This window comes from Variovorax sp. PAMC 28711, from assembly GCF_001577265.1.
Classification (GTDB): domain Bacteria; phylum Pseudomonadota; class Gammaproteobacteria; order Burkholderiales; family Burkholderiaceae_C; genus Variovorax.
The window spans coordinates 3,431,289-3,456,965 of sequence record NZ_CP014517.1 but is presented as its reverse complement, the minus strand read 5'-3'; the positions used below and the strand labels follow the sequence as shown (position 1 = coordinate 3,456,965).

Genomic DNA, 25,677 nt, shown 5'->3' with positions numbered 1-25,677 from the left:
ACCATGACTGCAGTGATTTCCCGCCGACGCCTGACCGGGCTGATGGCCGCTTCCCTTCTCGTGGCCGGCGCCGCCGCGACCACCACCGCGGTGCGCGCCGCCGACCCCGGCAAGCCGCTGCGCCTTGTGCTGCCGGTCAGTGCCGGCTCCGGCGTCGACACCATCATGCGGGCCGCGCTGCCCTCGCTCACCAAGGCGCTCGGCGGCCAGGCCGTGGTGATCGACAACCAGCCGGGCGCCGGCGGCATCACCGGCACACAGACCGTGGTGCGCGCGGCGCCCGACGGCCAGACGCTCGGCGTGGTGTCCAACAACCATGTGGTGAATCCGAGCGTCTTCAAGAAGATGCCGTTCGATGCGCTCGCCGACGTCACGCCGATTTCGGTGATCGGCGCCACGCCCTTCGTGCTGGTGGTCAATCCGAAGGTGCCGGCGAAGAACGCGAAGGAACTGCAGGCGCTGCTCAAGGCGAAGCCCGATGGCTACAACTACGCATCGTCGGGCAACGGCACCATCATTCATCTGGCCGGTGCGATGTTCGTCGAGGCGGCCGGCGCGCAGGTACGTCACATCCCGTACAAGGGCACGGGCCCGATGGTGGCCGACATCATCGGCGGCCAGGTCGAGATGGGCGTGGTCGCGGTGCCTGCGGTGCAGGGTCAGCTGAAGAGCGGCCAGCTGCGCGCCATCGGCATCATGGGCAAGCAGCGGGTGCCGTCGCTGCCCGACGTGCCGACCATCGCCGAGCAAGGCTTCCCGGACGTCGACGTGGCCGGCTGGTTCGCGCTGATCGGCCCCGCCAGGATGCCACCCGCGGAAGTGAAGCGCCTGAACGCAGCCGTGGTCGCAGCCTTCGCGATGCCTGAAACCAAGGAAGCGATGGCCCGGCAGGACAACCTCATCAACCCCCTGACGCCGGAAGCCTCGGCGCAGTTCTTCAAGGCCGAGGAAGAACGCTACGCGCGGCTGGTCAAGGCGGCGAACGTCGCGGCCGAGTGATCGGTGCGGCCAGGCCCGCGAGTTCGCGCAGCAACGACCGCGCCGACACCGGCTTAAACAGCACCGGCACGCCCGACAGCCGCGCCTGCTGAAGCCGGTCGGGCGCCGTGTCGCCGGTGATCAGCAACAACGGCCGCTCGACGCCGAAGCGTTCGCGCAGGCGCAGCCCGACAGCCAGGCCGCTCACGTCATCGGGCAGGCGGTAGTCGCAAATGAGCATGTCGACCGGCTCGCCACGCGCTGCGGCTTCGGCCAGCAGCGCGGTGGCCGTGGCTTCGTCGGCGGCAACGGTCGATTCGATCGACCAGATGGCCAGCACCGCGCACATCGCTTCCCGGATGTCGACCTCGTCGTCGATGACCATCACGTGCCGCGGGAGCGCGTCCTTCGCGATGCGTGCGCTCTCGTGCACATCCACCGCCTGATGGCGCGGGCCGAACGCGCTGCCCGCCACCGGGCGATCGGCTGGCAGCACGATGCGAAACAGGCTCCCGCGCCCGACGACCGACCTGACCTCGACCGGATGGCCCAGCAGGCGCGACAGGCGCTGCACGATCGACAGCCCGATGCCCAGTCCCCGCGTGCGGTCGCGCCCCCGGTTTTCGACCTGATAGAACTCGTCGAAGATGCGGCCCAGCTGCTCGGCCGGGATCCCCATGCCGGTGTCGCGCACATCGATCCACACCCGGTCGCCGCGAGCGCGTGCGACCACCGTGACGCCGCCCGCCGGCGTGTACTTGAGCGCGTTGTCGATCAGGTTCGACAGCATGCGCGACAGCAGCTGCCGATCGCTGCGCACCCAGAGCCCGCTGGCGCGCAGCCGCAGCTGGAGCTCTTTTTCTTCGGCCTGCGCCGAGTACACATGATTGAGCGACAGGAACAGCGCATCGAGCTGCACCGGCTCGGGCGCCGACGTGACGACACCGGCATCGAGACGCGACACGTCGAGCATCGTGTCGAGCGAACTGCCTAGCACGTTCACCGCGCGCATCAGCCGCTCCGCGTTCTGGCCTTCGGGGCGGTCGCGCAATGCGTTTTGCAGCGCGGCGCCGAAGAGCGCGATGGCATGCACGGGCTGCCGCAGGTCGTGGCTCGCGGTCGCGAGAAATCGGGTTTTCTCATTGCTCGCGCGCTCGGTCGCCGCGACCTGCTCGCGAAACTGCACGGCCAGCGCCTCGTACTCGAAGCGCAGCAGCAACGCATCGGTCAGCTGCTGGTGCTCGCGCACGCCCACCCGCAGGATCATCGTGAGATAAATGGCCACGAAGCCGGCCAGGAATAGATGGGGTGCGCCGCCGCGCCAGACCAGCGCGGAGATCAGGCCGAGCATCATCGGCAGCGTGTAGCCGAGCATCGCGGCCTTGATGGGGCGAAGCGACTGCACCGCACGCGCGCAGTTGCCCAGCATCACCACCACCAGGACCGCCGTCACCGGCAGGTTGTCGGTGGTCACGAAGAACCAGGGCGCCAACGCGTCGGCGATGCCCAGCACGACGACCGTGCCGGTGATGCGCCGGGCCCAGCGCGCGCTGTCGGCGTCCGGCACGCTGGGCGACCAGCGCCGCGAAAAAAGCGCCAGGCAAAGGTACAGCAGCATGTACCCGCCGATGAGCACCACGACGGCCATCGTTTGCAGCTGGCTGTACAGAAATGCGCCGAGCACCAGCCCGAACACCACGCGCGCCACCAGCGTCGCGTTGTAGATGTAGTAGATGCTGGCGACGTGCTCCCGCAGCACCCGCGCGTCGAGCGAAGGATCGACTGCCGCGCCGGCGCTGGGCCCCGGTTCGCGCATGCGCCCGGCCTTCAGCGCAGTTGACTGATCAGCTGCGCGCGCGAGCGCATGCCGAACAGCAGCAGCAGGGTCGACACATGGTTCTTGACCGTGCCTTCGCTCAGGTGCGCGAGCTGCGCGATCTCGCGGTTGGCCTTGCCTTCCAGCAACCATTGCAGCACCTCGGTCTGACGCGGCGTAAGCTCGGCCAGCGCGCCTGGTGGCAACGGCGATGTCGCCGCGGCCGGCGTGCTGGACATGCCGGGCCGCGCTTCCGACGCATCGAGCAGGCCGCAGGCCCGGATGAAGCTCACCACTTCCTTCAGGTCGGCGGATTTGGGCAGGAAAGCGCTTGCGCCTTCGGCCAGTGCCCCCTGTGCCATCCGCGCATCGACCGTGCCCGACAACACGACGACGCGCGCGGCCGGGAACCGCGCCCTGAAAGCGACGAGCCCGCTCAGGCCCTGCGCGTCGGGCAAGGCAAGGTCGAGCAGGACGAGGCCGATGCGCGCCTCGGCGCCGGCGTACACCGTCAACGCGCGCGCCAAAGTGTCGGCCTCGAACACTTCGGCGACCCGGCCCGCATCGGGCGTTTGAGATTGCAGCAACGCGCGCACGCCGAGCCGCACTAGATCGTGATCGTCGACCACCAGGATGCCCTGCAATGCCCGCGCGGACGGCTGGGCGGGGCGGCCATCCAGGCGGTTCTGCGGCATCGGTTGAGTGGGTGTCACGCGTGAGATGTTATCCGTCGGCGCCCCGGTGTGAAGTGCCGTAAGTCATGCAAATCGCACGCTGTTCGACCGATGACTTTAGGCACTTCCTGGCAGGCACGCACCGGCCGACCATCGCGCCGTTGGCAGCCAAAACGGCCAACGCATCCGCAGTGCGTACCGCATCGATTCCAACGGTCGGCCGCACGCTTTCTGACCACTGCTTCTACCGAAAGTCGATATGAAACTCACGCCAATGAATTCGCTGCGCCACTTCGCACTGGCCGCAGCGGCCGCATCCGCCCTCACGCTCGGCAGCGCCGCCAGCGCAGCCCTCACACCGCCGACGGTGTCGGCGAGCCCTCGCGCAGCGGCCGTCGCAACAGAGGCGCCCGCCAGCAGCACCGTGGCATGGGCCACCAGTTGCAACGACCCGTGGTACTGGATGAGCGGCATCGAAATGGCGACCTGCATCGCCTCGGGCCAGTGGTAAACAAGGGGAGCGATATGACATTCAAGCCAATGGATCTGCGTCGCGCAGCATCGGTCGCGGTTGCCGCCTCGGTCCTCGCATTCGGTGGCGCCGCGAGCGCGGCCCACCCACCGGCGAACATGCCGAACGGTCCCGACGTGGGCGCGGCGACCCTTGCATTCGAGACGCCCGGGGTCAGGACGCGTGCAGACGATTTCCTGCAAGTTCTCCAGCCGCTGGGCAATCGTGCCGCCGACACGGAGACCCGCACCGTGGCATCGATGGCGCTCAGCTGCGCCGACGAACAGCCCTGGTACTGGTTCAGCGGCATCGAGATCATGACCTGCATCGGATCCGGCCAGTGGTAGCGTGAGCCGTCGGCGAATCAGTCCTCGAATCCGACGAACGTCGCCGCCTCGTCCACCGACTTGCGGTGGGAGACGACGGCGTTCGCTGGGAATGATTCGTCGGGCCAGCCCATCGCGATGCAGGTCTGGATCACCTGGTCGTCGGGGATGCCGGCTTCGGCACGCACCACCGGCGACTGCATGATTCCCTGGCTGTTGATGACGCAGCCGAGCCCGCGCGACCAGGCGGCGTTGACGATGGCATTGACCACGCCGCCGCAATCGAACGGCGCGATGTCGCTGCCCTGGATCGACCGGTCGTAAGTCACGACGATCGACACCGGCGCATCGAATTGCCGAAAGCCGCGAAGCACCCATTCGTTGCGCTTTTCCTTGTTCTCGCGCTCGATGCCCATGGCCGAGAACAGCTGCTTGGCGATGCCGATCTGCCGCTCGCGGTGCACGCCTTCGTAACCCGGACCCATGCGAAATTCGCGCGAGTCGGGCACGCCGGCCAGGTTGCGTTCCACATTGCCCTGGCGGATGCGATCGAGCACCTCGCCGGTGACCACGTAGAAGTTCCAGGGTTGCGTATTGAGCGACGTCGGCGCGCGAATCGCCAGCGCCAGCACCTCCCGGATCAGCGCACGCGGCACCGGCTTCTTCTGGTAGCCGCGAATGCTCCGGCGCTGTTGAACGACCTCATCGAATGTCATGGTTGCCTTGTGGATCGCCGCACGGATCAGCGGCGCAGGCCATCATGCGCAAGGCGCGGCGGCTTCGCCATCACTTGCGTGACATCGCGCGCGGGCCTTCGACTTTCATCCACCCGCATCACCGCCGCAGTGCTCTCCGGCCTGCATGCCAACGTGAGCGGGACGGGGCCCACGGAATCCCTCTGAGTCAACCGTTTGTATGCGGTTCTCATGCGTGGTGTCCGACAGTCGTTTAGGCAATGGCCGTTGTCGCAAACGATGTTCTTCGCGCCACAGCTCTTTGGATGGAATTCGCCGAGCGGAAGGCGAAATCTCCCTGCGCATGCTTTTCGTCTCGTGCACGCCAGTCGCGCCGCTGTGCCTGCCGGTGGTCAACAGGCTGTCAACAGGCTGTCAAAGCCTTCACTTCAGGACCACCGAAGGCGACCGGTAAGCGCAAAGCCATGCTGTCGCCTCCTCTGCAGGCAACGGTGTGGAATAAAAGTAGCCCTGCCCCTTGCTGCAGCCCAGCGCGCCCAACAGGGCCGCCTCGCATGCCGTTTCAATGCCCTCCGCCACCGTGCTCATGCCCAGACTGCGCGCCACACGCACCACCGATTCGATCAGGACGCGATGATGTGCGCTCGTCTCCACCGGGCAGACGAATGAACGGTCGATCTTCACGACATCAATGGGCAAGTCGTGCAGACTCGCCAACGACGAGTAGCCGGTGCCGAAGTCGTCCAGCGCCAGTGTCAGGCCAAGCTGCTTGAGGTCCTTCAAGCGGGCCTGAACCTCGGCGTCCTGCGCCGCCAGACTTTCGGTGACCTCGAGCTGCAGGCAGACCGGAAGCAGCCGGGTTGCACTGAGCGCGTCGGCAACGCGACCGACAATCCCTGGATCGGCAAGCTGTGCACGCGAGAGATTGACCGATACCGTCCTCGGCGAGCGGTCTCCCAGCAACATCTGCCACGACACAAGCTGCCGGCAGGTCTCATTGAGAACCCAGTCACCCAGTTCGCGTATGAGCCCCGTGGCTTCCGCGACCGCAATGAATTCGGCCGGCATGACCGTTCCGCGTTCCGGATGTCGCCACCGAACCAGCGCCTCCATGCCAGCGACGGAGCCATCCGCGAGGTCCACGATCGGCTGGTACACCGTGAAGAGCTGCCCTTCGGCGAGCGCGATGCGCAGATCGGATTCCAGATCCCCGCGCTGTTTGGCACGGTCCATCATCACCGGTTCATAGAGCACATGGCGAGCACCGCCTGCGCGTTTGGCCTCGCGCATGGCCAGACTTGCATGTTCCAGCACGGATTCAGCATCGTCGAAAGCGTTTGAGGCGGTGACAAGGCCTGCGCTCGACAGGAGATACACGGTCTGATCGCCGATGCTGAATGGCTTGTTCAAGGCGCTGAGCAACCTGTCCGTGATGACGGACGCGTCAAGCGCATGACTTTCCAGCGCATCGAAACACAGCACGAATTCGTCGGCGCCGAGCCGTGCTGCCATGGCGGCGGATTCCCTGGCGCTGCTGCCCTCCCCATCGTCCAGGCTGCGGAAGCCACACGACTTCCCATCAGCCGCAGAACCTCGTCGCCGGCTGCGTGACCGAGGGTGACGTTGATGCGCTCAAAGCGGTCGGCATTGACCAGCAGAACACCAAATTGCAAGCCAGGCTCGTCCTGTCTCCGGGCCAGCAGTCGCTGAATTCGCTCGAGCACAGCCATCCTGTTGGGCAGCGAGGTCAACGCATCGATGCGCTTCTGACCATGAAGCGTTGCTTCGAGTCGCTGGTGTTCGCGCTGTGCGGCCACTGTCAGGTCGCTCAGGCAAGCCATCAACGTGCTGTCGTCCATCCTTGTCATGTGCAGTCCCAGTACCTGCGTTGCGCCGTGTCCGGATCCAAGGTGCGGCAGTAACAGGGGCAACGCCTCACAGACAAGATCGCCCGGCAGACTTCTGGCGCTCGCCAGATCACGCAATCCGGGCGCCACGGCTTTCAGCACTTCGAAAAGATTCACCATCGTGCCGCCGGGCGCCAACGGCATGAGCAATTGCGCGGCCATCGGATTGATCAGGATGATCGTGCCGTCGGATGTTGTCTGGATCAGACCGATGGGTGCGCGATACAGAAACTGGACAAGCGCTTCGTCGCCAGGAACTTCAGTCATCGCGCAGAACAATGGCATCGCCGCTCGGACGTTCAAGGCTACTTTTCGCCTGCGGGCGGACCCAGGGCTCGACGCGATTGCGGCCTTTTAATTTCGCTGAGTACATGGCCTGGTCGGCGCGATGCAGCAGTTCGTCCACGCCGTCAATGTCCTCCTCCATGGTGGCCACCCCGGCGCTGATCGTGTAGCGAATCAACGTCCCATCCACATCGACCGACTGCGCTTCGATGCTTCGGCACAGTCGAAGCGCAATGGCCTGGGCTGCTTCAAGCGTGATGCCGGGCATCAGCACGACAAATTCTTCTCCCCCCAGCCGCGCGACGATGTCCATGGCGTGGAAGGTGAAAGACATGCCGGCCGCCAGGTGCCGCAGCACGGCATCACCCGAGGCATGCCCGTAGACATCGTTGATCTTCTTGAAATGGTCGGCATCGATCATCACCGCTGACAGCGGCCGTGGCATCCGCGACCAGCGTTGCAACTCGAGGTTCGCCGCCTCGAAGAAGGTCCGGCGGTTGGCCAGTCCGGTGAGGTAGTCGCTTGACACGGATTGCCGCAGCGCCTCGGTCGCTTCGCGTCGATCGGAGATGTCACGAATGATCAGGCTGTAGGCCCGTCGCTCCAGGCGCTCCAGCTTCACGTCGTCACCGATTGCACCCATCGGCGCGATAAGACAGCTGCCCCAGTAGCGCGTGCCGTCCGAGCGGATTCGCCATCCCTCGTCCAGACTCCAGCCGCTGTCGTCGGCTTCGTGCAGGCGGTCCATGGCGCGATCATCTGACATTCCGTCCGATGGATAGAACATCGCGTACGAGTGCCCAACCGTGTCCTGGCTCTCAAATCCGGCGACACGCCCGATGCTGGGATTCCAGTTCAGCACACATCCTCTTGAGTCCAGTGCCACGAGCGCGTAATCAGTCAGACCCGTGACGATGGTGTTGATCCATGCCGAACTCTGTCGCAACTCCCGATCGCGTTTCACAGACTTGGTGACATCGCTCAGCACGGCCATCAGTCGGTGGTCATCCAGCTTGAGCAAGCTCAAGGACAGAATCTGCGGATCCTTGCGGCCAGTCAGCCCCGCGTTGACCTGCAGGTGAAGTGCGTCGCACACCATGCCATGACCGGCCGCAAAAGCCTGGACCATGTGCCGCAGGTCGGGTGCCACGCCTTCCAGTGCAGTGAAAAGATTGGTCAACTGGCCGTCTCGCGACAGTGGCATCAGCAACTGCGCACACACCGGATTGACCATCGCGATCTCGCCGTCGAGGCCTGCCTGGATCAGCCCGATGGGCGCGATGTACAAAAACTGTGTCAGCGCTTCGTAGTCTTCCTCGAGGGAATCGTCCATGGCATCGACCGTTCAGACCGCACGCTTCACCAACACATAGCGCTGCGCGGCACCGGGCGATGCCAGTAGCCGCAACCGAACCTTGACGGGTCGCATGCGAAGGGTGAGAACGTAGTCGATGCTTTCATCGAGCGCCTGCTTGGCTTCGGCTGCATCTTCGAAGCGCTGGGCGACCATGAAATTGTTCATGCAAGGTGCGACAGACGTGAACAAAGGCTGCCCGAGCACCCTTTGCGGCGAGAGCGCGGCGGCTTTGGATTCAAAAGCGTTGTAACGGCGAACGATGCCGTCTGCGCCGAAACCGATCACCCCGAATGCGAGTTCATCCAGTTGCGCATCCGTGCACGTTTCCAGGCCCTGCAAAAGATTGTCTGTCGAGAAGTCGACACGGGTTGTGATGGTCATCGAGAATCTTTCAAGGAACGAGAACGGAGTGGCCGGGTGGTGCGTCACTTTGACCGGCGAACCAATCTCCGCGTGCGTGAAACATGTGCCTTGATATCGGCAACATGACGGCAAACTGAAGACCATCTGTCGGAGACGTCGCAGAATTTCCGCGACACCGACCAGACATGCTGGCCGACATCCGGCGCCGCATCACGGGAGTGCCGCAAAAGCGGCAATCAGTTCCCCGGCGCCAGGTCGAACCTGACCCGCACGGGCCTGGAAGGCCCCCGGGTCTGCGCCTTCATCCATTTCCCGGCAAACTCGCCGACCGTTTTTTCGGCGGCTGGCAGTTGGGCGCGCAGGTACTCGACGCGCTGCGCGCGCGCAGTGAGTTCGGGGCCGAGGTTCTTCAGCAGGTTCGTCTGGTTGCCGGCTGCGCCGGGCGGCAGAAGGCCACCGCCGACGCTGGTGATCTCGGCTTTGGCGGTGTCGATGGCCGGCGGCAGCAGCGGCACGGGCGCCGGCACGGTAAGCACGTAGGCGTCGCCTTCGAGCTTCAGGATCCACGATTCGGCGAGCGGCACGCGGTAGGTGTAGTGCACCGGCACCCGGATCTCGCCGACGCGTTCGCCCAGAAACGCGCCGCAATCCTGCCCGAGGCAGGTGTACGACGACCGCCAACCGAACGTTTCGGTCTTCACGAGCGTCGCCACCTCGAGGAAGCCGCCGGGCGTGCGCAGCACGACGACTTGCGCGGGGTCGAGCAAGGTGACCTTTTCTTCTTTCGACCGCAACACCGTGGTGCCAGTCCACAGCCCGGCAACGACGAGCGCGACGACCGCCAACGCCGCCAGCGACTTCGACAACCTGTTCATGCCCGCCATCCTGCCGCACCCTGAATGCACTCCACGAAGTGCTGCGCCGCGGGCGTCGACTTCTGGCCGCGCCGCCGGATCACGCACACCGGCAGCGCAGGCAACTGTTCCTTCACCTCGATGCGCCGGATCCCGTGGCGCTTGAAGGCCAGCGTCGCGAGCGGTTCGACGAACAGGCCGATCAGGTCCATGTGCCCGACCAGTCCGAGCGCCACGGTGACGGACTGCCCCTGGATGACGCGGGCGGGCGGTGCAAAACCGAGCGGCGCAAACAGCGGCGCCACCGCCTCGCGGCCCATGTCGCCGTCACCGGGCAGGATCCATTCGGCGTCGTGGAGTTCGGCCAGCGAAACTGCGTTGCGCAGCGGGTGCCGGGTGCGCGCGCCGACCACGAGGCCGACCGGGAAAAGTTCGGTGCGCTCGAACTCGTCGTCGAGCATGCCGGGCATCACATGCGCCACGGCGAAGTCCAGATTGCCGTCGCGCAGGCGCGCGAGCATCGACGGCAGCACCGCCTCGCTGAAGCGCACCTCGACCGCCGGCAGCCGCGTGTGAAAGGCCTTGAAGGCGGCCGGCAGCACCGTGAGCGCGAACGACGTGCTGACCGCCACCGACACGCGGCCGGTCGCGCCGTCGCGGATCTGTGCGATCTCGTCGCGCGCCCGGCCCATGTCGGCCAGCAGCATGCGGGCCCGCGGCGCGAACGCGGCGCCGTAGGCCGTGAGCGACACGCCGCGCACGCTGCGTTCGACGAGAGGCGCGCCGAGCTCGCGCTCCAGCTCGCGCACGATCTTGGTCACGGCCGGCTGCGAAATGCCGAGCGCACGCGCCGCCGCGCGGATGCTCATCTGTTCGGCAACAGCGACAAAGGCGGTGAGTTGAGCGGGTTTCAAGGCGGCACTGGCAATGACAACCAGAAGTTATCTTCAAGCTGCAATTATTGTCTTTTCAGAATCAGGGGTGGTCATTAGCATGCGCCGCACACGACAACTCCAAAACGGCTACCGATGTCATCTGCCAGCTTGAACCCCTCCAGCGCCACGCGCCCTGCCGAGCGCCGCCGCACCATCGTCGCCACGACCATCGGCAACGGCCTCGAGTTCTTCGACTTCACGGTGTACGGCTTCCTGGCGCTGACCATCGGCAAGCTGTTCTTCCCGACCTTCACGCCGTACGGCCAGCTGCTGCTCACGGTGGCGGGCTTCGGTGTCGGGTTCATCATGCGGCCGCTCGGCGGGATCGTGATCGGCGCCTACGCCGACCGCGCCGGGCGCAAGAAGGCCATGACGCTCACCATCTTCCTGATGGCGCTCGGCTGCGCGGTGATCGCGCTCACGCCGACCTACGCGCAGATCGGCGTCGCGGCGCCGGTGCTCATCGTGGTGGCCCGGTTGATCCAGGGTTTCTCGGCCGGCGGCGAAGTCGGCGCATCAACGACGTTGCTGGTCGAGCACGCGACGCCGACCGACCGCGGCTACATGGCGAGCTGGCAGTTCGCGAGCCAGGGCCTCGGCATCCTCATGGGCGCGGTGGTGGTGGGTGGGCTCACCGTGTCGCTGTCGCCCGAAGCCATGAGCAGCTGGGGCTGGCGCGTGCCTTTCGTCATCGGCATGCTGATCGCGCCGGTCGGCATGTACATCCGTCGGCATCTGCACGAGTCGCTCGAAGTGCTGCCCGACGCCCAACGCACCGATCGCCCGAGCAGCTTGTCGGTGGTGTGCCGCGAACATGGCCGCACGGTGCTGGCCGCCACGCTCACCATCGTCGGCGGCACGGTGGCCGCGTACGTGGTGGCCTTCTACATGCCGACCTACGCGATCCGCGAATTGGGCATGGCGCCGCCGGTGGCACTGCTCGGCGCCGCGCTCACCGGGTTGATCTCCTTCGGGCTCGCACCTTTCGTCGGCAAGTGGTCGGACAAGGTCGGGCGCAAGCCGCTCATCGTCTGGAGCCGGGTCGCGCTGGCGATCGTGATCTATCCCTGCTTCCTGTGGCTCATCAACTCGCCGACGCCGGCCGTGCTGCTCACCGTGGTCGGCATCCTGAGCGTGGGCCTGGTGATCCAGACCGTGCCCGGCATCACGATGCTGCCCGAGATGTTCCCGAAGGCCGTGCGGGCCAGCGGCATGTCGCTGGTGTACAGCGTGGGCGTGGCGTTGTTCGGCGGCTTCTCGCCGTTCATCGGCACCTGGCTGGTGAACGCGACCGGCAGCAAGCTGGCGCCCGCCTGGTACCTCATCGTCATGACGCTGGTCTCGCTTGTCGGCCTGATCTGGCTCAAGGACCACACCGGCCGCGACATCGACGCCCCCGGCGCGCACAACGCACGCTGACCCCGACAGGAATTTCTTCATGCTGCAACGCACCCTCACCGCATCGAGCTTTTCCGGCAGCTACGCCGAAGCGCGCCAGAAGTTCCTGGCCGCCGCCGCGCATGCCGGCGCCGACGTCGAATCGCATGTCATGCCCGGGCAACTCGGCGCGGTCGGCGAAACGCTGGCGACCGACGTGGCGCGCATCGGCGCACGCGATGCCGCACGCCTGCTGATCGTGAGTTCGGGCACGCACGGGCCCGAAGGCTTCAGCGGCTCAGGCTGCCAGGTGGCAACACTGCACGACGCCGATCTGCTCGGCCGGCTGGCGCAGGCCGACGTGGCGCTGCTGCTGGTGCACGCGGTCAATCCGCACGGCTTTTCGCACCTGCACCGAACCAACGAAGACAACATCGACCTGAACCGCAACTGCATCGACTTCGATGCGCCGCTGCCGGTGAACGCCGGCTATGAAGAGGTCGAACCGCTCGCACTGCCGGCAACCTGGCCACCGGCGCCCGCCGACGTTGCGGCCATGGCGGCCTACATCGAGAAGAACGGTTTGCGTGCGTACCGCGTCGCGGTCACGAGCGGCCAATACGCATCGCCCGAAGGCTTGTTCTATGGCGGCACCGCGCCCTCGTGGAGCAACCGCACCGTACGCGCCATCCTGCGCACCCATGGCACGGCGGCCCGCCACATCGCGTGGATCGATGTGCACACCGGCCTCGGGCCGTATGGACACGGCGAAAAAATCTACCCCGGCCGCAACGACGCCACCGACCTCGCGCGGGCGCGCGCCTGGTGGGGTGCCGATGTGTTCGCGCCCTTCGAAGGCAATTCGGCGTCAGCCGATGTGTCGGGGCCGGTGGTCTCGACCGTGTACGGCGAATGCCCGGGCGCCAGTGCCACGCTCATGGGGCTGGAATTCGGCACACTGCCCGACCTCGAAGTGCTCGACCGCCTGCGGGCCGACACCTGGTTGCGCCGCCACCCGGAGGCGCCCGATGCGCAGAAGCGCCTGATCCGCGAACAGACGCGCGACGCTTTTTATTGCGACAACGACGAGTGGAAAGGCATGGTGCTCGGCCAGGCGCGCGTGGTGCTGTTGCAGACCTTGCAGGGTCTGCGCGCGCAAGGCTGAGCGCCCGGCCAGCCGATTACTGCTTGAACGAAGCGGCCAGCGCCTGGCCGCCCAGCTTTTCAGCTTCGGCAGCCTTCTTCACCGCAGCGCCCATGCCGAAGAATTCGTGCGTTACGCCCGAATAGAGCTTGCGGTCGACCTTCACCCCGGCCTTCTTGAGCGCGCTTTGCAGCATGGCGCCGTCTTCACGCAGCGGATCGATCTGCGCGTTGATGATCGTCACCGGCGGCAGGCCCTTGAGGTTGGCATTCACGATGTCCAGGCGCGGATTCGTCTTGTCTTCGGGCTTGGCGAGCAGCTTGTCGACGAACCAGCCGATCATCGGTTTGTTGAGCGGCTTGGCCGTCGCGCTGTCGACGTAAGACTTCGTGTTCAGGTTACCGGTTTGCGCCACCGGGTACACGGCGAGCACGTGCGTCGGCATTTGCAGGCCGGCATCGCGCACCGCGACGGCGGTCGACACCGCGAGATTGCCACCCGCGCTTTCGCCGGCCAAGGCCATGCGCTTCGGATCGCCCTTCATCGACGCGGCGTTCTCCGACACCCACTTGTACGACGCCAGCGCGTCATCCCATGCGGCCGGGAATTTCGCCTCGGGCGAACGGCGGTAGTCCACCGACACCACGATGGCCTTCGCCTCCTTGGCGAGCGCGCGCGCACCGCCGTCGTAGACCTCTTTGTCGGCGATGACCCAGCCGCCGCCGTGGAAGTACACGACCACCGGGAACGGGCCTGCACCGTCTGGCGTGTAGACGCGCGCCGGCAGCTTGCCGACGGCGCCACCGACCTCGGTGTCAACGCTGGTCACGCCGGGCACGAGCGCGGTGGGCGCGGTGTCCTTGCCCTGCTTCTTGAGCACGGCCATCACCGCATCGGCGGGCGTTGGCTGCTTGCGCGCTTCTTCCGGCGTGAGCGATTCGATGGGCTTGCCACCCAATGCGGCGAGTTCCTGGAGCACGCCTTGCATGTCGGCATCGGCCTTGAATTTCGTGCCGGTGACGCTGGTGGCGGCATCCGCCGCGCGCGCGGACGTCGAGACGGCGGGCAGCACCACGGCGACCGCACAGACGACGGCCACGGCGATGGAAACGGAACGGAGGGAAACGGAACGGAGGGAAAAGGGAAGACGCGGAATCGACGACATGATTTTTATCGAAAGAGTGAATGGATGCCTTGCATTGAAGGCGCATCCCGTCGATCACTCCTGCCCGCAGACGCCCGCATCGTCTGTAGGCGCGCGATGACGGACTTTCAGTACTGCGTCGCGGCTGTCTGGCCCGCACCAAGCAGGCGCTGCACCCATCCCAGCGGCCGCGCGGGGCCGGCCCTGCGGTGCGCATTGAGTGCGCGCGGCCGCGTTTCCACATGCACGATGTCCGGGTCGGTCCGGTCGACCGTGCAGCAGAAGCGGCAGCGGCGCATCAGCGCGAGCATGGCTGTGTTGCCGGCCAGCACCTCGCCGCGCAGCCAGCCCGCGCCGGCCGCGTCGGCGGCGCGGCTCAGGGTGAACATCGCCCAGGTGCCGATGCCGCTGCGCTGCCACGGATCGTCGACCACCAACGCGACTTCGGCGTGGCCGTCGTCGTCGATCAGGTAGCGTGCCTCGGCCACCAGGCGCTCCCGACCGTCCTCCTGGACGCTGACCACCACGGCCAGATGGCGCCGGTAATCGACGCAGGTGAGCGCGGCCAGTTCGGCCGGCGTGGCCGGCTGCCGTGCGTTCGGAAAGCGCTGCTGCCGCGAGGTGTCGGAAAGTCCGTTGATCAGCGCGGCCAGCAGGCGTGCGTCTTGCGGCAGCACCGGTCGCAGCGTGAGCCGCCGGCCGTCGCGCAGCGTGCGGATGTCGATCAGGCTGGTCGGGTAGTGGGTGATGAGGTGGGCGTCGGCCAACGGGAGCGCTTCGTGCGCCCCCGTTGCCACGATGGTGTTAACTGCTCGCGCTTTCATGGGCAGCAGCTTAGGAAAAATGGCGACTTTGACTTCCTCCAACGGTCGCGTTGACACTTCACTAAAAGTATGTCCAAACGTACAAATCCACCAATCTGGTGAATACTCGGCGCCAGAGGTACCCATGAATGTGTTGATGGTCGACGACCACGTGATGTTTCTGCAAGGGATAAAAAACCTGCTCAGCGTGCTGGTGCCCGAGCTGCGCGTCGAAACCGCCGGCGACATCGCCCACGCCGCGCAGCTGGTGCAGGCGACCGATTTCGACCTGGTGCTGCTCGACTGGCACCTGAACGCCACCGACGGCGCGGAATCGATCCGGCTGCTGCGCGAGACCGGCTGCACGGCGCGGGTGGTGGTGCTGTCGGGGGAAACCAGCGCGGCATTGATCCGCCAGTCGGTCGAGCTCGGCGCGGCCGGGTTCATCCCCAAGATGTACAGCTCGGAAATGATGGTCGCGGCGTTGCGGCATGTGCTGGCCGGGCGAATTTTCCTGCCTTCGGAAACCTCGCAGGCTCATTGGGAGGAAGTCGCGCCGGCCGTCGACCCGCGCGTGGCCGGCCTGACCGCGCGGCAGATGGACGTGTATCGCGCCGCGGCGCGCGGCCTGCCGAACAAGCTCATCGCGCGCCAACTGAACATCGCAGAATCCACGGTCAAGGCCCACCTCACCGCGGTGTACGGGGCACTGGGCGTGCGCAACCGGACCGAAGCCGCCTACCAGGCTTCTCGCGAGGGCCTGCGGATTGACTGACGCAAGCGCGCTGGCGGCAGCGACGCGCGAGGCCCGCATCGACCGGCGCATCACCGAGCGCCGCGTGGCACTCATGACGCAGTACTCGCGCCGGCTGCCGGCGGTGTATGTCGGCTACATCGTCATCGCCGTGGTCTCGGTCAACCGCGGCCTGCTGGTCTGGCCTTGGGTGTGGCTGGCCTGCACCGGGCTGGTGATGCTCCACCGCTACACGCTGGGTCGCAAGGTCGAGCGCATGCCGGTCGACGAACGCATCGCGGCGCTGGGCAAACTGGAATTCGGCTTCACGCTCAACGGGCTGACCACGGCGCCGATCGTGCCGATCGCCTTCAGCGCGCCCGACAACGTCACGCCGCTCCTGGTGGGCATCATGCTGGTGGCAGGGTGCGCGGTCGGCGCGGCATCGGTCGCCGGTTCGCAGCGCGCCTTCATGGGCTTTTGCAGCCTCACCTTCCTGCTGATGGCCGGCGGCTGGTTCTGGCGCGGCGAGACGCTCGGCATCGCGCTGGGCATCGGCATCGTCACCATGTACCTCGTGCTGTTCGCGAGCGTGCGCGACCACGGCCGCAACCTCCATGAGCTGATGGGGCTGGTCGACGACAACGCGCAACTGTCGGCGTCGGTCGAGCTCGAACGCGACCGCGCCGAAGCCGCGAGCTCGGCCAAAACGCGCTTCTTTGCCGCCGCCAGCCACGACCTGCGCCAGCCACTGCACGCGCTCTCGATCAACGCGACCACGCTCGACATCCTCGCGCAGCGCGGCACCGACGGCTTGCTGCGGGACGTGAGCCGCGGCATCGGCAGCGCCTTGCGCCAGAGCAGCGCGCTGCTCGACGGCCTGCTCGACATCTCGCGCCTCGATGCGCATGCGATCAGGGCGAACTTCGCCTCGCACGATGTCGCGTTGCTGCTGCGTTCGGCGCGCGACGAATACGCGGCGCTGGCCGCGCAGCAGGGACTGGCACTGTCGCTGCAGCTGCCGCTCGGCCCACTGTGGGTGCAGACCGACAGCGACCAGTTCATGCGCATCCTCGGCAACCTGGTGAACAACGCGATCAAGTTCACCCCGCGCGGCAGCGTCACGCTCTCAGCGGCGCCGGACGCGCAAGGCCACGTGTGGGTGCGTGTCGCCGACACCGGGGTGGGCATCGCGTCCGACCAGCGCGATCGCGTGTTCGAGGAGTTCTACCAGGTGGGCAACACCTCGCGCGACCGGTCGCAGGGGCTCGGCCTCGGGCTGGCCATCGTGCGGCGCACTGCGGCGCTGTTGCACATCGACGTGACGCTGACGACCGAGCCCGGCCAAGGCACGACCTTCGCGCTTCGACTGGCGCCGGCACCCCCGTCCGATGTCGGCCCAGCAGCGCCGGAACCCGCGTTGCTGGCGCAGGCGCCCGACGGTCACCGGCTCACGGTGCTGTTGGTCGACGACGAGGCCGAAGTGCTGTCGGCGCTTTGCACCTACCTCGACCAGCTCGGCTGGTCGGTCAAGGGCGTGGCCGGCGGCGACGAGGCGATGGCCGCGTTGCAGGGCGGCTTCGTGCCCGATGTGCTGGTGGTCGACTATCGCCTTCGCGACGAAACCGGGCTGGACGTGATCCAGCGCATCCGGGCACACTCGCCCGGCTTGCCCGCGGTGATCGTGACCGGCGAGACGGCGCCCTCGCGTTTCGGCGAGCTCTCGGGCGCGGCCGACCGGGTGCTTCACAAACCGGTCGCCGGCGCGCTGCTGGCCCGCACGTTGCAGCAGGCCGTGGCACCGACATCTACAACAAGGAGACATTCATGACGATTTTCTTGCGGGCGCTGCTCGCTTCTGCTGCCCTGGCGCTGGCCGCCTGCGCGCCGCTCCCGAAGACCACGGCCTACGCCATTCCTTCGCCGGCCGATGCCGCGTACAGCAACCCGACGTCGTCGGTCTACATCGGCAACAGCTTCTTCTATTTCAACAACGGCATCACCTCCCACATGGCGCCGCTGATCGCGGCCGGCATGCCGGGCTTCAAGCACCGTTCGACCATGATCACCATCAGCGGCTCGGGCGCCGACTGGCACGACGTGGCGTCGTATTTCCGGCCCGACGCGGTGGGCAAATACTCGTTCGACGCCAACAACAACGTGGTCTTCAACAAGCTCGACCGGCTGTTCGACGTCGCGGTGATGATGGATTGCAGCCAGTGCCCGATCCACCCGCAGCTCAAGAGCGTCTTCACCGACTACGCGAAGAAGAACGCCGACATCGCCCGCCAGAACGGCGCGCGCCCGGTGTTCTTCATGTCCTGGGCCTACCAGGACGTGCCGGCCATGACGAAGCAGCTGGCCGACGCCTACACGCAGGCCGGCAAGGACAACAACGCACAGGTGATTCCGGCCGGCCTGGCCTTCGCGCGGTCCGTCGAGCTGCGCCCCGACGTCAACCTCTACATCGCCGACAAGCGGCACCCGACGCTGGCAGGCTCCTACCTCGCGGCCTGCACGACCTACGCGACCCTTTTCAAGCGCTCGCCGGTCGGGTCGAGCTACACCGCCGGGCTCGACCCGTCCGTGGCGCGCCACCTGCAGCAAGTGGCATGGGACACGGCGCAGGCCTACGCAAAACAGTAGCCTGCCAGGCCGCGCGGGCGGATAATTTCGCATGGTCAACGACCTGAACACCTTCCGTTCGGTCCTGCGGGCAGCGGGCCCTGCCGCCGCGCTCGGCTACCTCAACGCCGGCGCGCCGCATCGCTTCAGCGCGGTGTACCGGTTCTCGGGGCGTGTGCTGAAGAACGTGTTGCTGCACGACAAGCGCCACGAGGCCAAGCCGGACTTTTTGTCGGTGGTGCCCTTCGAGCGCAGCTACTGCCAGTTCGTGCAGCGCGACCGGGCCTTTCGGACCAACGACGCGCTGGCCGATCACCGCCTCGCACATCATCCTTTTCAAGGCGTCATCGTGTCGTACCACAGCGTGCCGATCGTGTCGGCTTCGCTTGAACTGTGGGGCACGCTTTCCCATTTCGACATGGAAGCGATGGCGCTCGCCGAAGAAGAATTCGCCCTGCTGACGGACGCGGCAAAAGTGTTCCCCCGCTACCTGATCGCTTGACGGTTCAGGCCGACAGCGCCTGCATTTCGCGGTACAGGTCGGCCTTGCCTTCGAAACCGATGCCCGGCAAATCGGGCAGCGTGACGAAACCCTGCTCCACCTTGGCGCCGTCGGGGAAACCACCGAAGGGCTGGAACAGGTCGGGGTACGACTCGTTGCCGCCGAGCCCGAGACCGGCCGCAATGTTGAGCGACATCTGGTGCCCGCCGTGGGGGATGCAACGCGTGGCCGACCAGCCGTGCTCCTTCAGCATGTCGAGCGTGCGCAGGTACTCGACCAGGCCGTAGCTCAGTGCGCAATCGAACTGGAGCCAGTCGCGGTCGGGCCGCATGCCGCCATAACGGATCAGGTTGCGTGCGTCCTGCATTGAGAACAGGTTCTCGCCCGTCGCCATCGGGTTCTTGTAGAAATTTCGGAGCGCCGCCTGCAGTTCGAAGTCGAGCGGATCGCCCGGCTCCTCGTACCAGAAGAGGTCGTATTGCGAGAGCGCCTTGGCATAACGAATAGCGGTTTCCAGGTCGAAACGACCGTTGGCGTCGACGCACAGCTTCTGGCCGTCTTGCAGCACTTCCATGATCGAGTCGATGCGGCGCAGGTCTTCGTCGAGCGAGGCGCCGCCGATCTTCTTCTTGACCACCGTGTAGCCGCGGTCGATGTAGCTGCGCATCTCGTCCTGCAGCTTCCGGTGGTCTTGTCCGGGGTAGTAATAGCCGCCCGCTGCGTACACGAAGATCTTGCGGTCGGGCTGCCCAGTGCCGTAGCGGTCGGCCAGCAGCTGGAAGAGCGGCTTGCCTTCGATCTTGGCCACCGCGTCCCACACCGCCATGTCGATGGTGCCGATCGCCACCGAACGCTCACCGTGTCCGCCCGGCTTTTCGTTGGTGAACATCGCGTTCCAGATCTTGTGCGGATCGAGGTTGTCGCCGGTGTCGGCGATCAGCGTGGCCGGGTCGGCCTCGAGGAGGCGCGGGACGAAGCGCTCGCGCATCAGCTTGCCCTGGCCGTAGCGGCCGTTCGAGTTGAAGCCGTAGCCGATGACCGGCTTGCCGTCGCGGACCACGTCGGTGACGACGGCCACCAGACTCAAGGTCATCTTGCTGAAGTCGATGTAGGCGTTGCGGATCGGCGAACTGATGGGAATGGTCTTCTCGCGGATTTCGACGATTTTCACAGGGGCTCCAGTGCGGTTTGATTGAGAGCCCACATCGTCCGCCTCTGCACGGTTTTCGGCCAATGCTCTTTTTGCTGCTTCGATGCATCGGACGAACCGGGAACCCTGCTCATGAACCGCATCCGGCTCGAAGACTTTCTCGCGCTGGCCGCCACCGGCAATTTCCCGCGCGCGGCAGAAGACCGGCACCGCTCGCAGCCCGCGTTCAGCCCGCGCATTCGTGCGCTCGAAGCCTGGCTCGGTGCCGCACTCTTCGATCGCAGCTCGCAACCCGCGCAGCTCACCGAGGTCGGCGAATGGTTTACCGGCGTGGCGCAGGAAATCCTCGCGCGGGTGGCGCGCGTTCCGGGCGAGGCGAAGAAGATCGCCGAAGCCGATTCGGTGACCTTGCGCATCGCGTCGACGCACGCGCTGTCCTTCACCTTCCTGCCGCGCTGGTTGCGCGGGCTCGAATCGAGTAAGGCGCTCGGGCCGGTGCAACTCATGTCCGACGTGCTGCAGCGTTGCGAAACGCTGATGCTGCAGAGCAAGGTGCAATTCGTGTTGAGCCATGCCCATCCGCAGGCGCAGGGCGCGCTGGATGCGGCGCCCTATCGCTCGGCCGCCATCGGACACGACATGCTGATCCCGGTGTCCGCGCCCGACGGTGCGGGGCGACCGCGCCATCGGCTGGAACACGAAGGTGCATCCGCGGTGCCGGTGCCAGTGCTCGACTACACGCAGGAGTCCGGGCTCGGCCGCATCCTGCGGGCCGTCATCGGCCGGCGGCTGGAGACGCTGCCGGTCCCGGTCCAGACGGTGTTGACCGCGCACCTCGCGTCGGTGCTGCGCACCATGGTGCTCGACGGGCGCGGCATCGCCTGGTTGCCGCTGACGCTGGTGGACGAAGACATCGCGCAAGGCCGGCTCGTCGCCGCCGCCAACGACGACTGGAAGGTGCCGCTGGAGATCCGGCTGTACCGCGAGGTCAGCCTGTCGGGAACAGCCGCAGAATCATTCTGGAACGTCGCGAGCCACTTAATCCCACCTTAATCCTCGGCCGGCAGCATTCGCTCCTTGAGTTCATCCACCGTTTGCCGTGGAACTCCAAGGAGAGCGAATGTTCATGGCTTTGTCCCCGCACGACGGCGACGGCGCGTCGTCTGCCAGCGCCCGGGCTTCGGCTCCGCGACTGCAGGTTCATGGCCTCGGTGACGCCCGTCGCGCCGAGGTCGAACAGTTCATCGGCGACGTGTTCGCGAGGCGCTATGGCGCGGACGTGCAGCACTTCGCGCCCATGCTGGTCAGCCTGCAGGACCGCGGCGAGATCGTCGCGGCAGCGGGTTACCGCAGCGCTGGCGGCGCCACGCTCTTTCTTGAGCGCTACCTGCCGTCGCCCGTCGAAACCCTGCTCGCCTCGCAGGCCGAGGCCCAGCCCGAACGCCATCACATCGTCGAGGTCGGCCATCTGGCCGCCAGCCGCGCCGGCGAAGGTCGACGGCTCATTTCGCTGATCGGACCGCACCTCGCATCGCAGGGCTTCGTGTGGGTCGTGGGCACCATCACCAGCGAACTGCGCCACCTCTTCATGCGCATGGGCGTGACGCCGCTCGCTCTCGGCATGGCCGATCCGCAGGCGCTGGGTCCGGATGCTACGAGCTGGGGCAGCTACTACGACCATCGCCCGGTGGTGCTCGCGGGCCACCTTCATCAGGCGCTTCGACGACTGGCGCGGCCTGCACGCGCCCCGAAAGCCGGCCAATGAACGCGCTTGCCGACCCGCAAGCCATTGCGCTCGACGACGGTGGGCTGCGCTGGACCTTCGCGCAACTGGCCTCGGAAACCCATGCGCTGGCCGCCCGGTTGAAGACGCAAGGCACCCGCGTGCTCGCGACCCTGATGGACAACTCTCCTGCCTGGGTGGTGGCCGACCGTGCGGCCACCGAGGCACAGGTCGTGCACGTGCCGCTGCCCGTCTTCTTCACCGCCGAGCAGATCGCTCACGCACTGGCCGCGGCCGGCGTCGACACCGTGTTGACGATGCCGACGATGGCGGCACGCTGGCCCCAGGCGCCCGCTTCGTCCTGCACGGTCGCCGGCCAGTCGCTGGCGATGGTGCGGCTGCCGGCGGCCACCGTGGCGATGCCCGAAGGCACGGCCAAGATCACCTTTACCTCCGGCACCACCGGCGCACCCAAAGGGGTTTGCCTCGACGCCGTCGCGATGCAGGGTGTGGCCAGCGGACTCGTGGAGGCCATGGAGCCGCTCGACATCCGCCGCCATCTGTGCGCGCTGCCTTTCGCGGTGCTGCTGGAAAACATCGCGGGTGTGATGGCGCCGCTGATGCGCGGCGCCACTTGCGTGACGTTGCCGCTGGCGGCGCTGGGCCTGTCGGGCTCGTCGAGCTTCGACGCCGCACGTTTCCATGCCGCGGTGGTGGCGCAACAACCGGACAGCGTCATCCTGCTGCCGCAGATGCTGCGCGTCTGGACCGGCTACCTGTTGCAGACCGGCCAGCGCGCGCCGGCGTCGCTCAAGCTCGTCGCAGTGGGTGGCGCCGCGGTCGGCGTCAAGCTTCTGCAAGCTGCGCGCGCGATGGGCATCCCGGCCTGCGAGGGCTACGGCCTGTCTGAAGGCGCATCGGTTCAAACACTCAACCTGCCCGGTGCCGACCTGCCCGGCAGCGCGGGCCGCGCGCTGCCCCATGCGCAAGTGCACATCGCCGCCGACGGCGAAATCGAAGTGGCGGGCAGCCTGTTTCTGGGCTACCTCGGACAAGGCGCCGACGCCCCGCACCGCGATCGCTGGTCGACCGGGGACCTCGGTCACATCGACGCCGACGGATTCCTCCACATCAGCGGCCGCAAGAAGCATGTGCTGATCACCGGGTTCGGTCGGAACGTCTCGCCCGAGTGGGTCGAGACGGCGCTGCGCAGCGAGCACGCGATCGCGCACGCGGTGGTCTTCGGCGACGGCGAACCCGCATTGAGCGCCGTGCTGTGGCCGGTGCTTCCGGGCGCGACCGACGATGCACTTCAGGCCGCCGTCGAAACCGCCAACGCCACCTTGCCCGACTACGCGCGCATCGCACGCTGGACGCGCGGCCAGGCGGACTTCAGCGTCGCCTCGGGTCTGGCGACAGCCAACGGGCGACCGCAGCGCGCAGCCATCCTCGCCCTGCATGCCGACGCACTGGGCACCACGGCACCTTCCCTTTCCTGACAACCGAGACTCCCATGAGCTTCTACAAAAGACTGGTCGCCGAGACCACCGACGCCCGCATGCGCTTGCTGGCCACGCCGATCATCCAGGGCTGCCTGCGCGGCGAGGTTTCGCTGTCGAGCTACCAGGCCTTCCTGCGCGAGGCCTATCACCACGTGCGTCACACGGTGCCCCTGCTGCATGCGTGCCAGGCCGCGTTGCCGAAGTCCAACCTCTGGCTGCGCGAACCGCTGGACGAGTACATCGAAGAAGAACAGGGCCACGACGAATGGATCCTGAACGACATCCGTGCCACGGGAGGCGACGAGGAAGCCGTGCGCAACGGGCCGCCCGGCCATGCGACCGAAGTGATGGTCGCGTATGCCTACGACACCATCGCGCGGCGCAATCCGCTGGGCTTCTTCGGCATGGTGCATGTGCTCGAAGGCACCAGCGTGTCGCTGGCCCTGCTCGCGGCAGACCAGATCCAGAAGCCCCTGCAGTTGCCCGACGCGGCTTTCAGCTACCTGCGCTCGCACGGCACGCTCGACCAGGAACACACCGCCCACTTCGAACTGCTGATGGACCAGGTCGACGATGCACAGGACCAGGCCGACATTGTCCACGCGGCGCGCGCCTTCTACTGGCTCTACAGCGACGTGTTCCGGGGCCTGCCCTTGCCGCAGACCGCAGTGACGCAAAGCGCGGTGGCGGCATGAAGGCGGCCGGCGCGCGCGTCCTGCTCACCGGTGCCAGCGGCGGCATCGGGCAGGCTGCTGCCGAAGCGCTGGTGGGCGCGAGTGCCTCGGTGATGCTGGTCGGCCGCTCACCGGCGCGGCTGGCCGCGCAGGCCCGTGCGTTGCTGCGCGAATGCAAGGACCCGATGAAGCCCCAGGTGGAGTGGTATGCAGCGGACCTCACGCGAACAGCCAGCATCACCGGGCTGGCCGAAGTGGCCGCCGGTTGGGGCGCCAACGTCGTGGTGCACAACGCCGGGTTGCCCGGCTTCGGGAGGCTCGAAGCGCTCAGCGCCACCGAAATGGCACAGGTGCTGCACCTGAATCTTTTCGTGCCGATGCTCCTCACGCAGACGCTGCTGCCGCATTTGCGCGCGCTGCCCGAAGCCCGCATCCTCTTCGTCGGCTCGGTGCTCGGGCGCCTCGGCCTGCCTGGCTACAGCGTGTACAGCGCGAGCAAATTCGGCTTGCGCGGCTTCGCGGAGTCGTTGCGCCGCGAACTCGGTGACACGCGCATCGGCGTGCAATACCTCGGGCCGCGCAGCACGCGCACTGCGTTCAACAGCGAGGCCGTCAGCCACTACAACGCTGCAACCGCGACCGCCATGGACGATCCGCAGTCGGTGGCGCGTGCGTTGGTGGACCTGCTGGAGAGCGGCGCTGTCGAGCGGTTTCTCGGCTTCCCCGAAAAGCTCGCCGTGCGACTCAACGGACTGGTCCCGGCATGGCTCGACGGCGCGTTCACCAAACACCGGGCCAGCCTGCCGGCCCTTTCGCAACCCGCCACCCTGTCGCTCGACTGCCCGCCAGAAGGCCCGACCGATGCCGACACCCATTCGCTGATGCACAGCTCCCCCTGAACCAAGGAAAAAAATGAAAGACAAGCACACCTCCGCCCCCATGCGACGACGCGTCATCACCGCGCTGGCCGCCGCCGCCAGCCTTGCGACACTCGCCTTCGTGGCCCTGCCCGTGCAGGCGGCTCCGGTGGACGACGCCGTGGTCGAACTCCAGCACGACTGGGAAGTCATCCGCTACCAGAGCCCGCCGGCCGAGCGCGAAAAACGCTTCGAGGCGCTCGCCGCCAAGGCACACAAGATCAGCGAGAACCATGCGGGCCGTGCAGAGCCGCTGGTCTGGGAAGGCATCGTCGTGAGCTCGTGGGCCGGCGAGAAGGGCGGGCTGGGCGCGCTCGGCCTCGTCAAGCAGGCCAAGTCGCTCTACGAATCGGCCATTGCCATCGACGGCAACGCGCTCGACGGCTCGGCCTACAACAGCCTGGGCGTCCTCTACTACAAAGTGCCCGGGTGGCCCGTGGGTTTCGGCGACAAGGCCAAGGCGAAAGACCTCCTGCAGAAAGCGCTGGCGCTCAATCCCAAGGGCATCGATCCGAACTTCTTCTACGGCGAGTACCTGGTCGAGACCAAGCAGCCGGAACAGGCGGTGCCCTACCTCGAGCGGGCGATCGGTGCGCCGGCACGGCCCGGCCGCCTGGTGGCCGACACCGGACGCCGCGAAGAAGCCCGCGCCCTGCTCGAAAAGACCAGGGCAAAGTAGCAG

The 25,677-nt window shown here is 66.7% G+C and carries 27 protein-coding genes; 15 read left to right on the top strand and 12 right to left on the bottom strand.

Going from position 1 to position 25,677, the window contains the following annotated elements; all coding sequences use genetic code 11:
- The first annotated feature begins 3 nt into the window (after positions 1-3).
- Positions 4-999 carry a tripartite tricarboxylate transporter substrate binding protein gene (locus AX767_RS16665; RefSeq protein ID WP_068632345.1) on the top strand — a complete coding sequence of 332 codons (996 nt, stop codon included), beginning with the start codon at positions 4-6 and terminating at the stop codon, positions 997-999.
- Here AX767_RS16665 and AX767_RS16660 read toward each other — a convergent pair.
- Positions 971-2,794 carry a hybrid sensor histidine kinase/response regulator gene (locus tag AX767_RS16660; RefSeq protein ID WP_068632344.1) on the bottom strand — a complete coding sequence of 608 codons (1,824 nt, stop codon included), beginning with the start codon at positions 2,792-2,794 and terminating at the stop codon, positions 971-973. The genes AX767_RS16665 and AX767_RS16660 overlap by 29 nt on opposite strands.
- 11 nt (positions 2,795-2,805) lie before the next feature.
- On the bottom strand, positions 2,806-3,507 hold the full coding sequence (locus AX767_RS16655) for a response regulator transcription factor (RefSeq protein WP_335338833.1): 702 nt from the start codon (positions 3,505-3,507) through the stop codon (positions 2,806-2,808).
- A 220-nt stretch (positions 3,508-3,727) separates the two neighbouring features.
- Between AX767_RS16655 and AX767_RS16650 the strand changes: the two genes are divergently transcribed.
- A complete protein-coding gene (locus AX767_RS16650; RefSeq protein WP_068632342.1) occupies positions 3,728-3,979 on the top strand; it encodes a hypothetical protein in 252 nt (83 codons plus the stop codon).
- Between the two features lie 14 nt (positions 3,980-3,993).
- On the top strand, positions 3,994-4,326 hold the full coding sequence (locus tag AX767_RS16645) for a hypothetical protein (RefSeq protein WP_156481064.1): 333 nt from the start codon (positions 3,994-3,996) through the stop codon (positions 4,324-4,326).
- Between the two features lie 17 nt (positions 4,327-4,343).
- Here AX767_RS16645 and AX767_RS16640 read toward each other — a convergent pair whose 3' ends face one another.
- The 7 genes from AX767_RS16640 to AX767_RS16615 form a co-directional block, all read right to left on the bottom strand.
- The gene (locus tag AX767_RS16640; RefSeq protein WP_068632340.1) at positions 4,344-5,021 is read right to left on the bottom strand and encodes a nitroreductase; all 678 of its coding nucleotides are present in this window, start codon (positions 5,019-5,021) and stop codon (positions 4,344-4,346) included.
- A gap of 402 nt (positions 5,022-5,423) precedes the next feature.
- Positions 5,424-6,512, bottom strand: a complete 1,089-nt coding sequence (locus tag AX767_RS21715; protein ID WP_210392498.1) for a putative bifunctional diguanylate cyclase/phosphodiesterase — start codon at positions 6,510-6,512, stop codon at positions 5,424-5,426.
- A complete protein-coding gene (locus tag AX767_RS22040; RefSeq protein WP_210392496.1) occupies positions 6,407-7,174 on the bottom strand; it encodes a GGDEF domain-containing protein in 768 nt (255 codons plus the stop codon). The genes AX767_RS21715 and AX767_RS22040 overlap by 106 nt, the downstream gene beginning before the upstream one ends.
- Positions 7,167-8,525: a sensor domain-containing diguanylate cyclase gene (locus AX767_RS16630; RefSeq protein WP_068632339.1), complete on the bottom strand. Its 1,359-nt coding sequence runs from the start codon at positions 8,523-8,525 to the stop codon at positions 7,167-7,169. Before AX767_RS16630 ends, AX767_RS22040 begins: the two co-directional genes overlap by 8 nt.
- Positions 8,526-8,537: 12 nt before the next feature.
- Positions 8,538-8,930, bottom strand: coding sequence for a phosphonate transporter (locus AX767_RS16625; RefSeq protein ID WP_068632338.1), 393 nt, complete (start codon positions 8,928-8,930; stop codon positions 8,538-8,540).
- Positions 8,931-9,148: 218 nt separating this feature from the next.
- Positions 9,149-9,787, bottom strand: coding sequence for a hypothetical protein (locus AX767_RS16620; protein ID WP_156481063.1), 639 nt, complete (start codon positions 9,785-9,787; stop codon positions 9,149-9,151).
- Positions 9,784-10,680 (bottom strand): LysR substrate-binding domain-containing protein, encoded by an 897-nt coding sequence (locus tag AX767_RS16615; RefSeq protein ID WP_068632336.1) that lies wholly within the window; start codon positions 10,678-10,680, stop codon positions 9,784-9,786. The genes AX767_RS16620 and AX767_RS16615 overlap by 4 nt, the downstream gene beginning before the upstream one ends.
- 114 nt (positions 10,681-10,794) lie before the next feature.
- Here AX767_RS16615 and AX767_RS16610 point away from each other — a divergent pair, with 114 nt between their 5' ends.
- Both AX767_RS16610 and AX767_RS16605 read left to right on the top strand, forming a co-directional pair.
- On the top strand, positions 10,795-12,120 hold the full coding sequence (locus AX767_RS16610) for an MFS transporter (protein ID WP_068632335.1): 1,326 nt from the start codon (positions 10,795-10,797) through the stop codon (positions 12,118-12,120).
- A 19-nt stretch (positions 12,121-12,139) separates the two neighbouring features.
- Positions 12,140-13,243 carry a M14 family metallopeptidase gene (locus tag AX767_RS16605; RefSeq protein WP_068632334.1) on the top strand — a complete coding sequence of 368 codons (1,104 nt, stop codon included), beginning with the start codon at positions 12,140-12,142 and terminating at the stop codon, positions 13,241-13,243.
- Positions 13,244-13,259: 16 nt separating this feature from the next.
- Here AX767_RS16605 and AX767_RS16600 read toward each other — a convergent pair whose 3' ends face one another.
- Both AX767_RS16600 and AX767_RS21615 read right to left on the bottom strand, forming a co-directional pair.
- On the bottom strand, positions 13,260-14,321 hold the full coding sequence (locus tag AX767_RS16600) for an alpha/beta hydrolase (RefSeq protein WP_237288483.1): 1,062 nt from the start codon (positions 14,319-14,321) through the stop codon (positions 13,260-13,262).
- Between the two features lie 173 nt (positions 14,322-14,494).
- On the bottom strand, positions 14,495-15,190 hold the full coding sequence (locus AX767_RS21615) for a GNAT family N-acetyltransferase (RefSeq protein ID WP_168164834.1): 696 nt from the start codon (positions 15,188-15,190) through the stop codon (positions 14,495-14,497).
- Between the two features lie 124 nt (positions 15,191-15,314).
- Here AX767_RS21615 and AX767_RS21610 point away from each other — a divergent pair, with 124 nt between their 5' ends.
- Genes AX767_RS21610 through AX767_RS16575 form a run of 4 tightly spaced genes read left to right on the top strand, consistent with a single transcriptional unit; the run spans position 15,315 to position 19,029 of the window.
- On the top strand, positions 15,315-15,944 hold the full coding sequence (locus AX767_RS21610; RefSeq protein WP_068632331.1) for a response regulator: 630 nt from the start codon (positions 15,315-15,317) through the stop codon (positions 15,942-15,944).
- Positions 15,937-17,733, top strand: coding sequence for an ATP-binding response regulator (locus AX767_RS16585; protein ID WP_068632330.1), 1,797 nt, complete (start codon positions 15,937-15,939; stop codon positions 17,731-17,733). The genes AX767_RS21610 and AX767_RS16585 overlap by 8 nt, the downstream gene beginning before the upstream one ends.
- The gene (locus AX767_RS16580) at positions 17,730-18,548 is read left to right on the top strand and encodes a DUF4886 domain-containing protein (RefSeq protein ID WP_068632329.1); all 819 of its coding nucleotides are present in this window, start codon (positions 17,730-17,732) and stop codon (positions 18,546-18,548) included. The genes AX767_RS16585 and AX767_RS16580 overlap by 4 nt, the downstream gene beginning before the upstream one ends.
- A gap of 31 nt (positions 18,549-18,579) precedes the next feature.
- A complete protein-coding gene (locus AX767_RS16575; protein WP_068632328.1) occupies positions 18,580-19,029 on the top strand; it encodes a GAF domain-containing protein in 450 nt (149 codons plus the stop codon).
- Between the two features lie 4 nt (positions 19,030-19,033).
- On the opposite strand, the gene AX767_RS16570 is transcribed toward AX767_RS16575, so the two are convergent.
- Positions 19,034-20,200: a mandelate racemase/muconate lactonizing enzyme family protein gene (locus AX767_RS16570; RefSeq protein WP_068632327.1), complete on the bottom strand. Its 1,167-nt coding sequence runs from the start codon at positions 20,198-20,200 to the stop codon at positions 19,034-19,036.
- A gap of 111 nt (positions 20,201-20,311) precedes the next feature.
- On the opposite strand from AX767_RS16570, the gene AX767_RS16565 reads away from it, so the two are divergent.
- From AX767_RS16565 to AX767_RS16540, 6 genes are all read left to right on the top strand, one after another.
- Positions 20,312-21,232 carry a LysR family transcriptional regulator gene (locus AX767_RS16565; RefSeq protein WP_068632326.1) on the top strand — a complete coding sequence of 307 codons (921 nt, stop codon included), beginning with the start codon at positions 20,312-20,314 and terminating at the stop codon, positions 21,230-21,232.
- Positions 21,233-21,305: 73 nt separating this feature from the next.
- On the top strand, positions 21,306-21,944 hold the full coding sequence (locus tag AX767_RS16560) for a thermostable hemolysin (protein WP_068633795.1): 639 nt from the start codon (positions 21,306-21,308) through the stop codon (positions 21,942-21,944).
- Positions 21,941-23,401 (top strand): AMP-binding protein, encoded by a 1,461-nt coding sequence (locus tag AX767_RS16555; protein ID WP_068632325.1) that lies wholly within the window; start codon positions 21,941-21,943, stop codon positions 23,399-23,401. The genes AX767_RS16560 and AX767_RS16555 overlap by 4 nt, the downstream gene beginning before the upstream one ends.
- A gap of 14 nt (positions 23,402-23,415) precedes the next feature.
- Positions 23,416-24,099, top strand: coding sequence for a TenA family transcriptional regulator (locus AX767_RS16550; RefSeq protein ID WP_068632324.1), 684 nt, complete (start codon positions 23,416-23,418; stop codon positions 24,097-24,099).
- Positions 24,096-24,977, top strand: coding sequence for an SDR family oxidoreductase (locus AX767_RS16545; protein WP_082755046.1), 882 nt, complete (start codon positions 24,096-24,098; stop codon positions 24,975-24,977). Before AX767_RS16550 ends, AX767_RS16545 begins: the two co-directional genes overlap by 4 nt.
- 40 nt (positions 24,978-25,017) lie before the next feature.
- Complete coding sequence (locus AX767_RS16540; protein ID WP_082755159.1) at positions 25,018-25,674, top strand: hypothetical protein; 657 nt, start codon at positions 25,018-25,020, stop codon at positions 25,672-25,674.
- The last annotated feature ends 3 nt before the right edge of the window (positions 25,675-25,677 follow it).

What these genes read in the sequence shown, in the direction of transcription:
- AX767_RS16665 (WP_068632345.1), top strand. Translation starts at nt 4, where the DNA reads ATGACTGCAGTGATTTCCCGCCGACGCCTGACCGGGCTGATGGCCGCT.
- AX767_RS16660 (WP_068632344.1), bottom strand. Translation starts at nt 2,794, where the DNA reads ATGCGCGAACCGGGGCCCAGCGCCGGCGCGGCAGTCGATCCTTCGCTC.
- AX767_RS16650 (WP_068632342.1), top strand. Translation starts at nt 3,728, where the DNA reads ATGAAACTCACGCCAATGAATTCGCTGCGCCACTTCGCACTGGCCGCA.
- AX767_RS16645 (WP_156481064.1), top strand. Translation starts at nt 3,994, where the DNA reads ATGACATTCAAGCCAATGGATCTGCGTCGCGCAGCATCGGTCGCGGTT.
- AX767_RS16640 (WP_068632340.1), bottom strand. Translation starts at nt 5,021, where the DNA reads ATGACATTCGATGAGGTCGTTCAACAGCGCCGGAGCATTCGCGGCTAC.
- AX767_RS21715 (WP_210392498.1), bottom strand. Translation starts at nt 6,512, where the DNA reads ATGGCAGCACGGCTCGGCGCCGACGAATTCGTGCTGTGTTTCGATGCG.
- AX767_RS22040 (WP_210392496.1), bottom strand. Translation starts at nt 7,174, where the DNA reads ATGACTGAAGTTCCTGGCGACGAAGCGCTTGTCCAGTTTCTGTATCGC.
- AX767_RS16630 (WP_068632339.1), bottom strand. Translation starts at nt 8,525, where the DNA reads ATGGACGATTCCCTCGAGGAAGACTACGAAGCGCTGACACAGTTTTTG.
- AX767_RS16625 (WP_068632338.1), bottom strand. Translation starts at nt 8,930, where the DNA reads ATGACCATCACAACCCGTGTCGACTTCTCGACAGACAATCTTTTGCAG.
- AX767_RS16620 (WP_156481063.1), bottom strand. Translation starts at nt 9,787, where the DNA reads ATGAACAGGTTGTCGAAGTCGCTGGCGGCGTTGGCGGTCGTCGCGCTC.
- AX767_RS16610 (WP_068632335.1), top strand. Translation starts at nt 10,795, where the DNA reads ATGTCATCTGCCAGCTTGAACCCCTCCAGCGCCACGCGCCCTGCCGAG.
- AX767_RS16605 (WP_068632334.1), top strand. Translation starts at nt 12,140, where the DNA reads ATGCTGCAACGCACCCTCACCGCATCGAGCTTTTCCGGCAGCTACGCC.
- AX767_RS21615 (WP_168164834.1), bottom strand. Translation starts at nt 15,190, where the DNA reads ATGAAAGCGCGAGCAGTTAACACCATCGTGGCAACGGGGGCGCACGAA.
- AX767_RS21610 (WP_068632331.1), top strand. Translation starts at nt 15,315, where the DNA reads ATGAATGTGTTGATGGTCGACGACCACGTGATGTTTCTGCAAGGGATA.
- AX767_RS16580 (WP_068632329.1), top strand. Translation starts at nt 17,730, where the DNA reads ATGACGATTTTCTTGCGGGCGCTGCTCGCTTCTGCTGCCCTGGCGCTG.
- AX767_RS16575 (WP_068632328.1), top strand. Translation starts at nt 18,580, where the DNA reads ATGGTCAACGACCTGAACACCTTCCGTTCGGTCCTGCGGGCAGCGGGC.
- AX767_RS16565 (WP_068632326.1), top strand. Translation starts at nt 20,312, where the DNA reads ATGAACCGCATCCGGCTCGAAGACTTTCTCGCGCTGGCCGCCACCGGC.
- AX767_RS16560 (WP_068633795.1), top strand. Translation starts at nt 21,306, where the DNA reads ATGGCTTTGTCCCCGCACGACGGCGACGGCGCGTCGTCTGCCAGCGCC.
- AX767_RS16555 (WP_068632325.1), top strand. Translation starts at nt 21,941, where the DNA reads ATGAACGCGCTTGCCGACCCGCAAGCCATTGCGCTCGACGACGGTGGG.
- AX767_RS16550 (WP_068632324.1), top strand. Translation starts at nt 23,416, where the DNA reads ATGAGCTTCTACAAAAGACTGGTCGCCGAGACCACCGACGCCCGCATG.
- AX767_RS16545 (WP_082755046.1), top strand. Translation starts at nt 24,096, where the DNA reads ATGAAGGCGGCCGGCGCGCGCGTCCTGCTCACCGGTGCCAGCGGCGGC.
- AX767_RS16540 (WP_082755159.1), top strand. Translation starts at nt 25,018, where the DNA reads ATGCGACGACGCGTCATCACCGCGCTGGCCGCCGCCGCCAGCCTTGCG.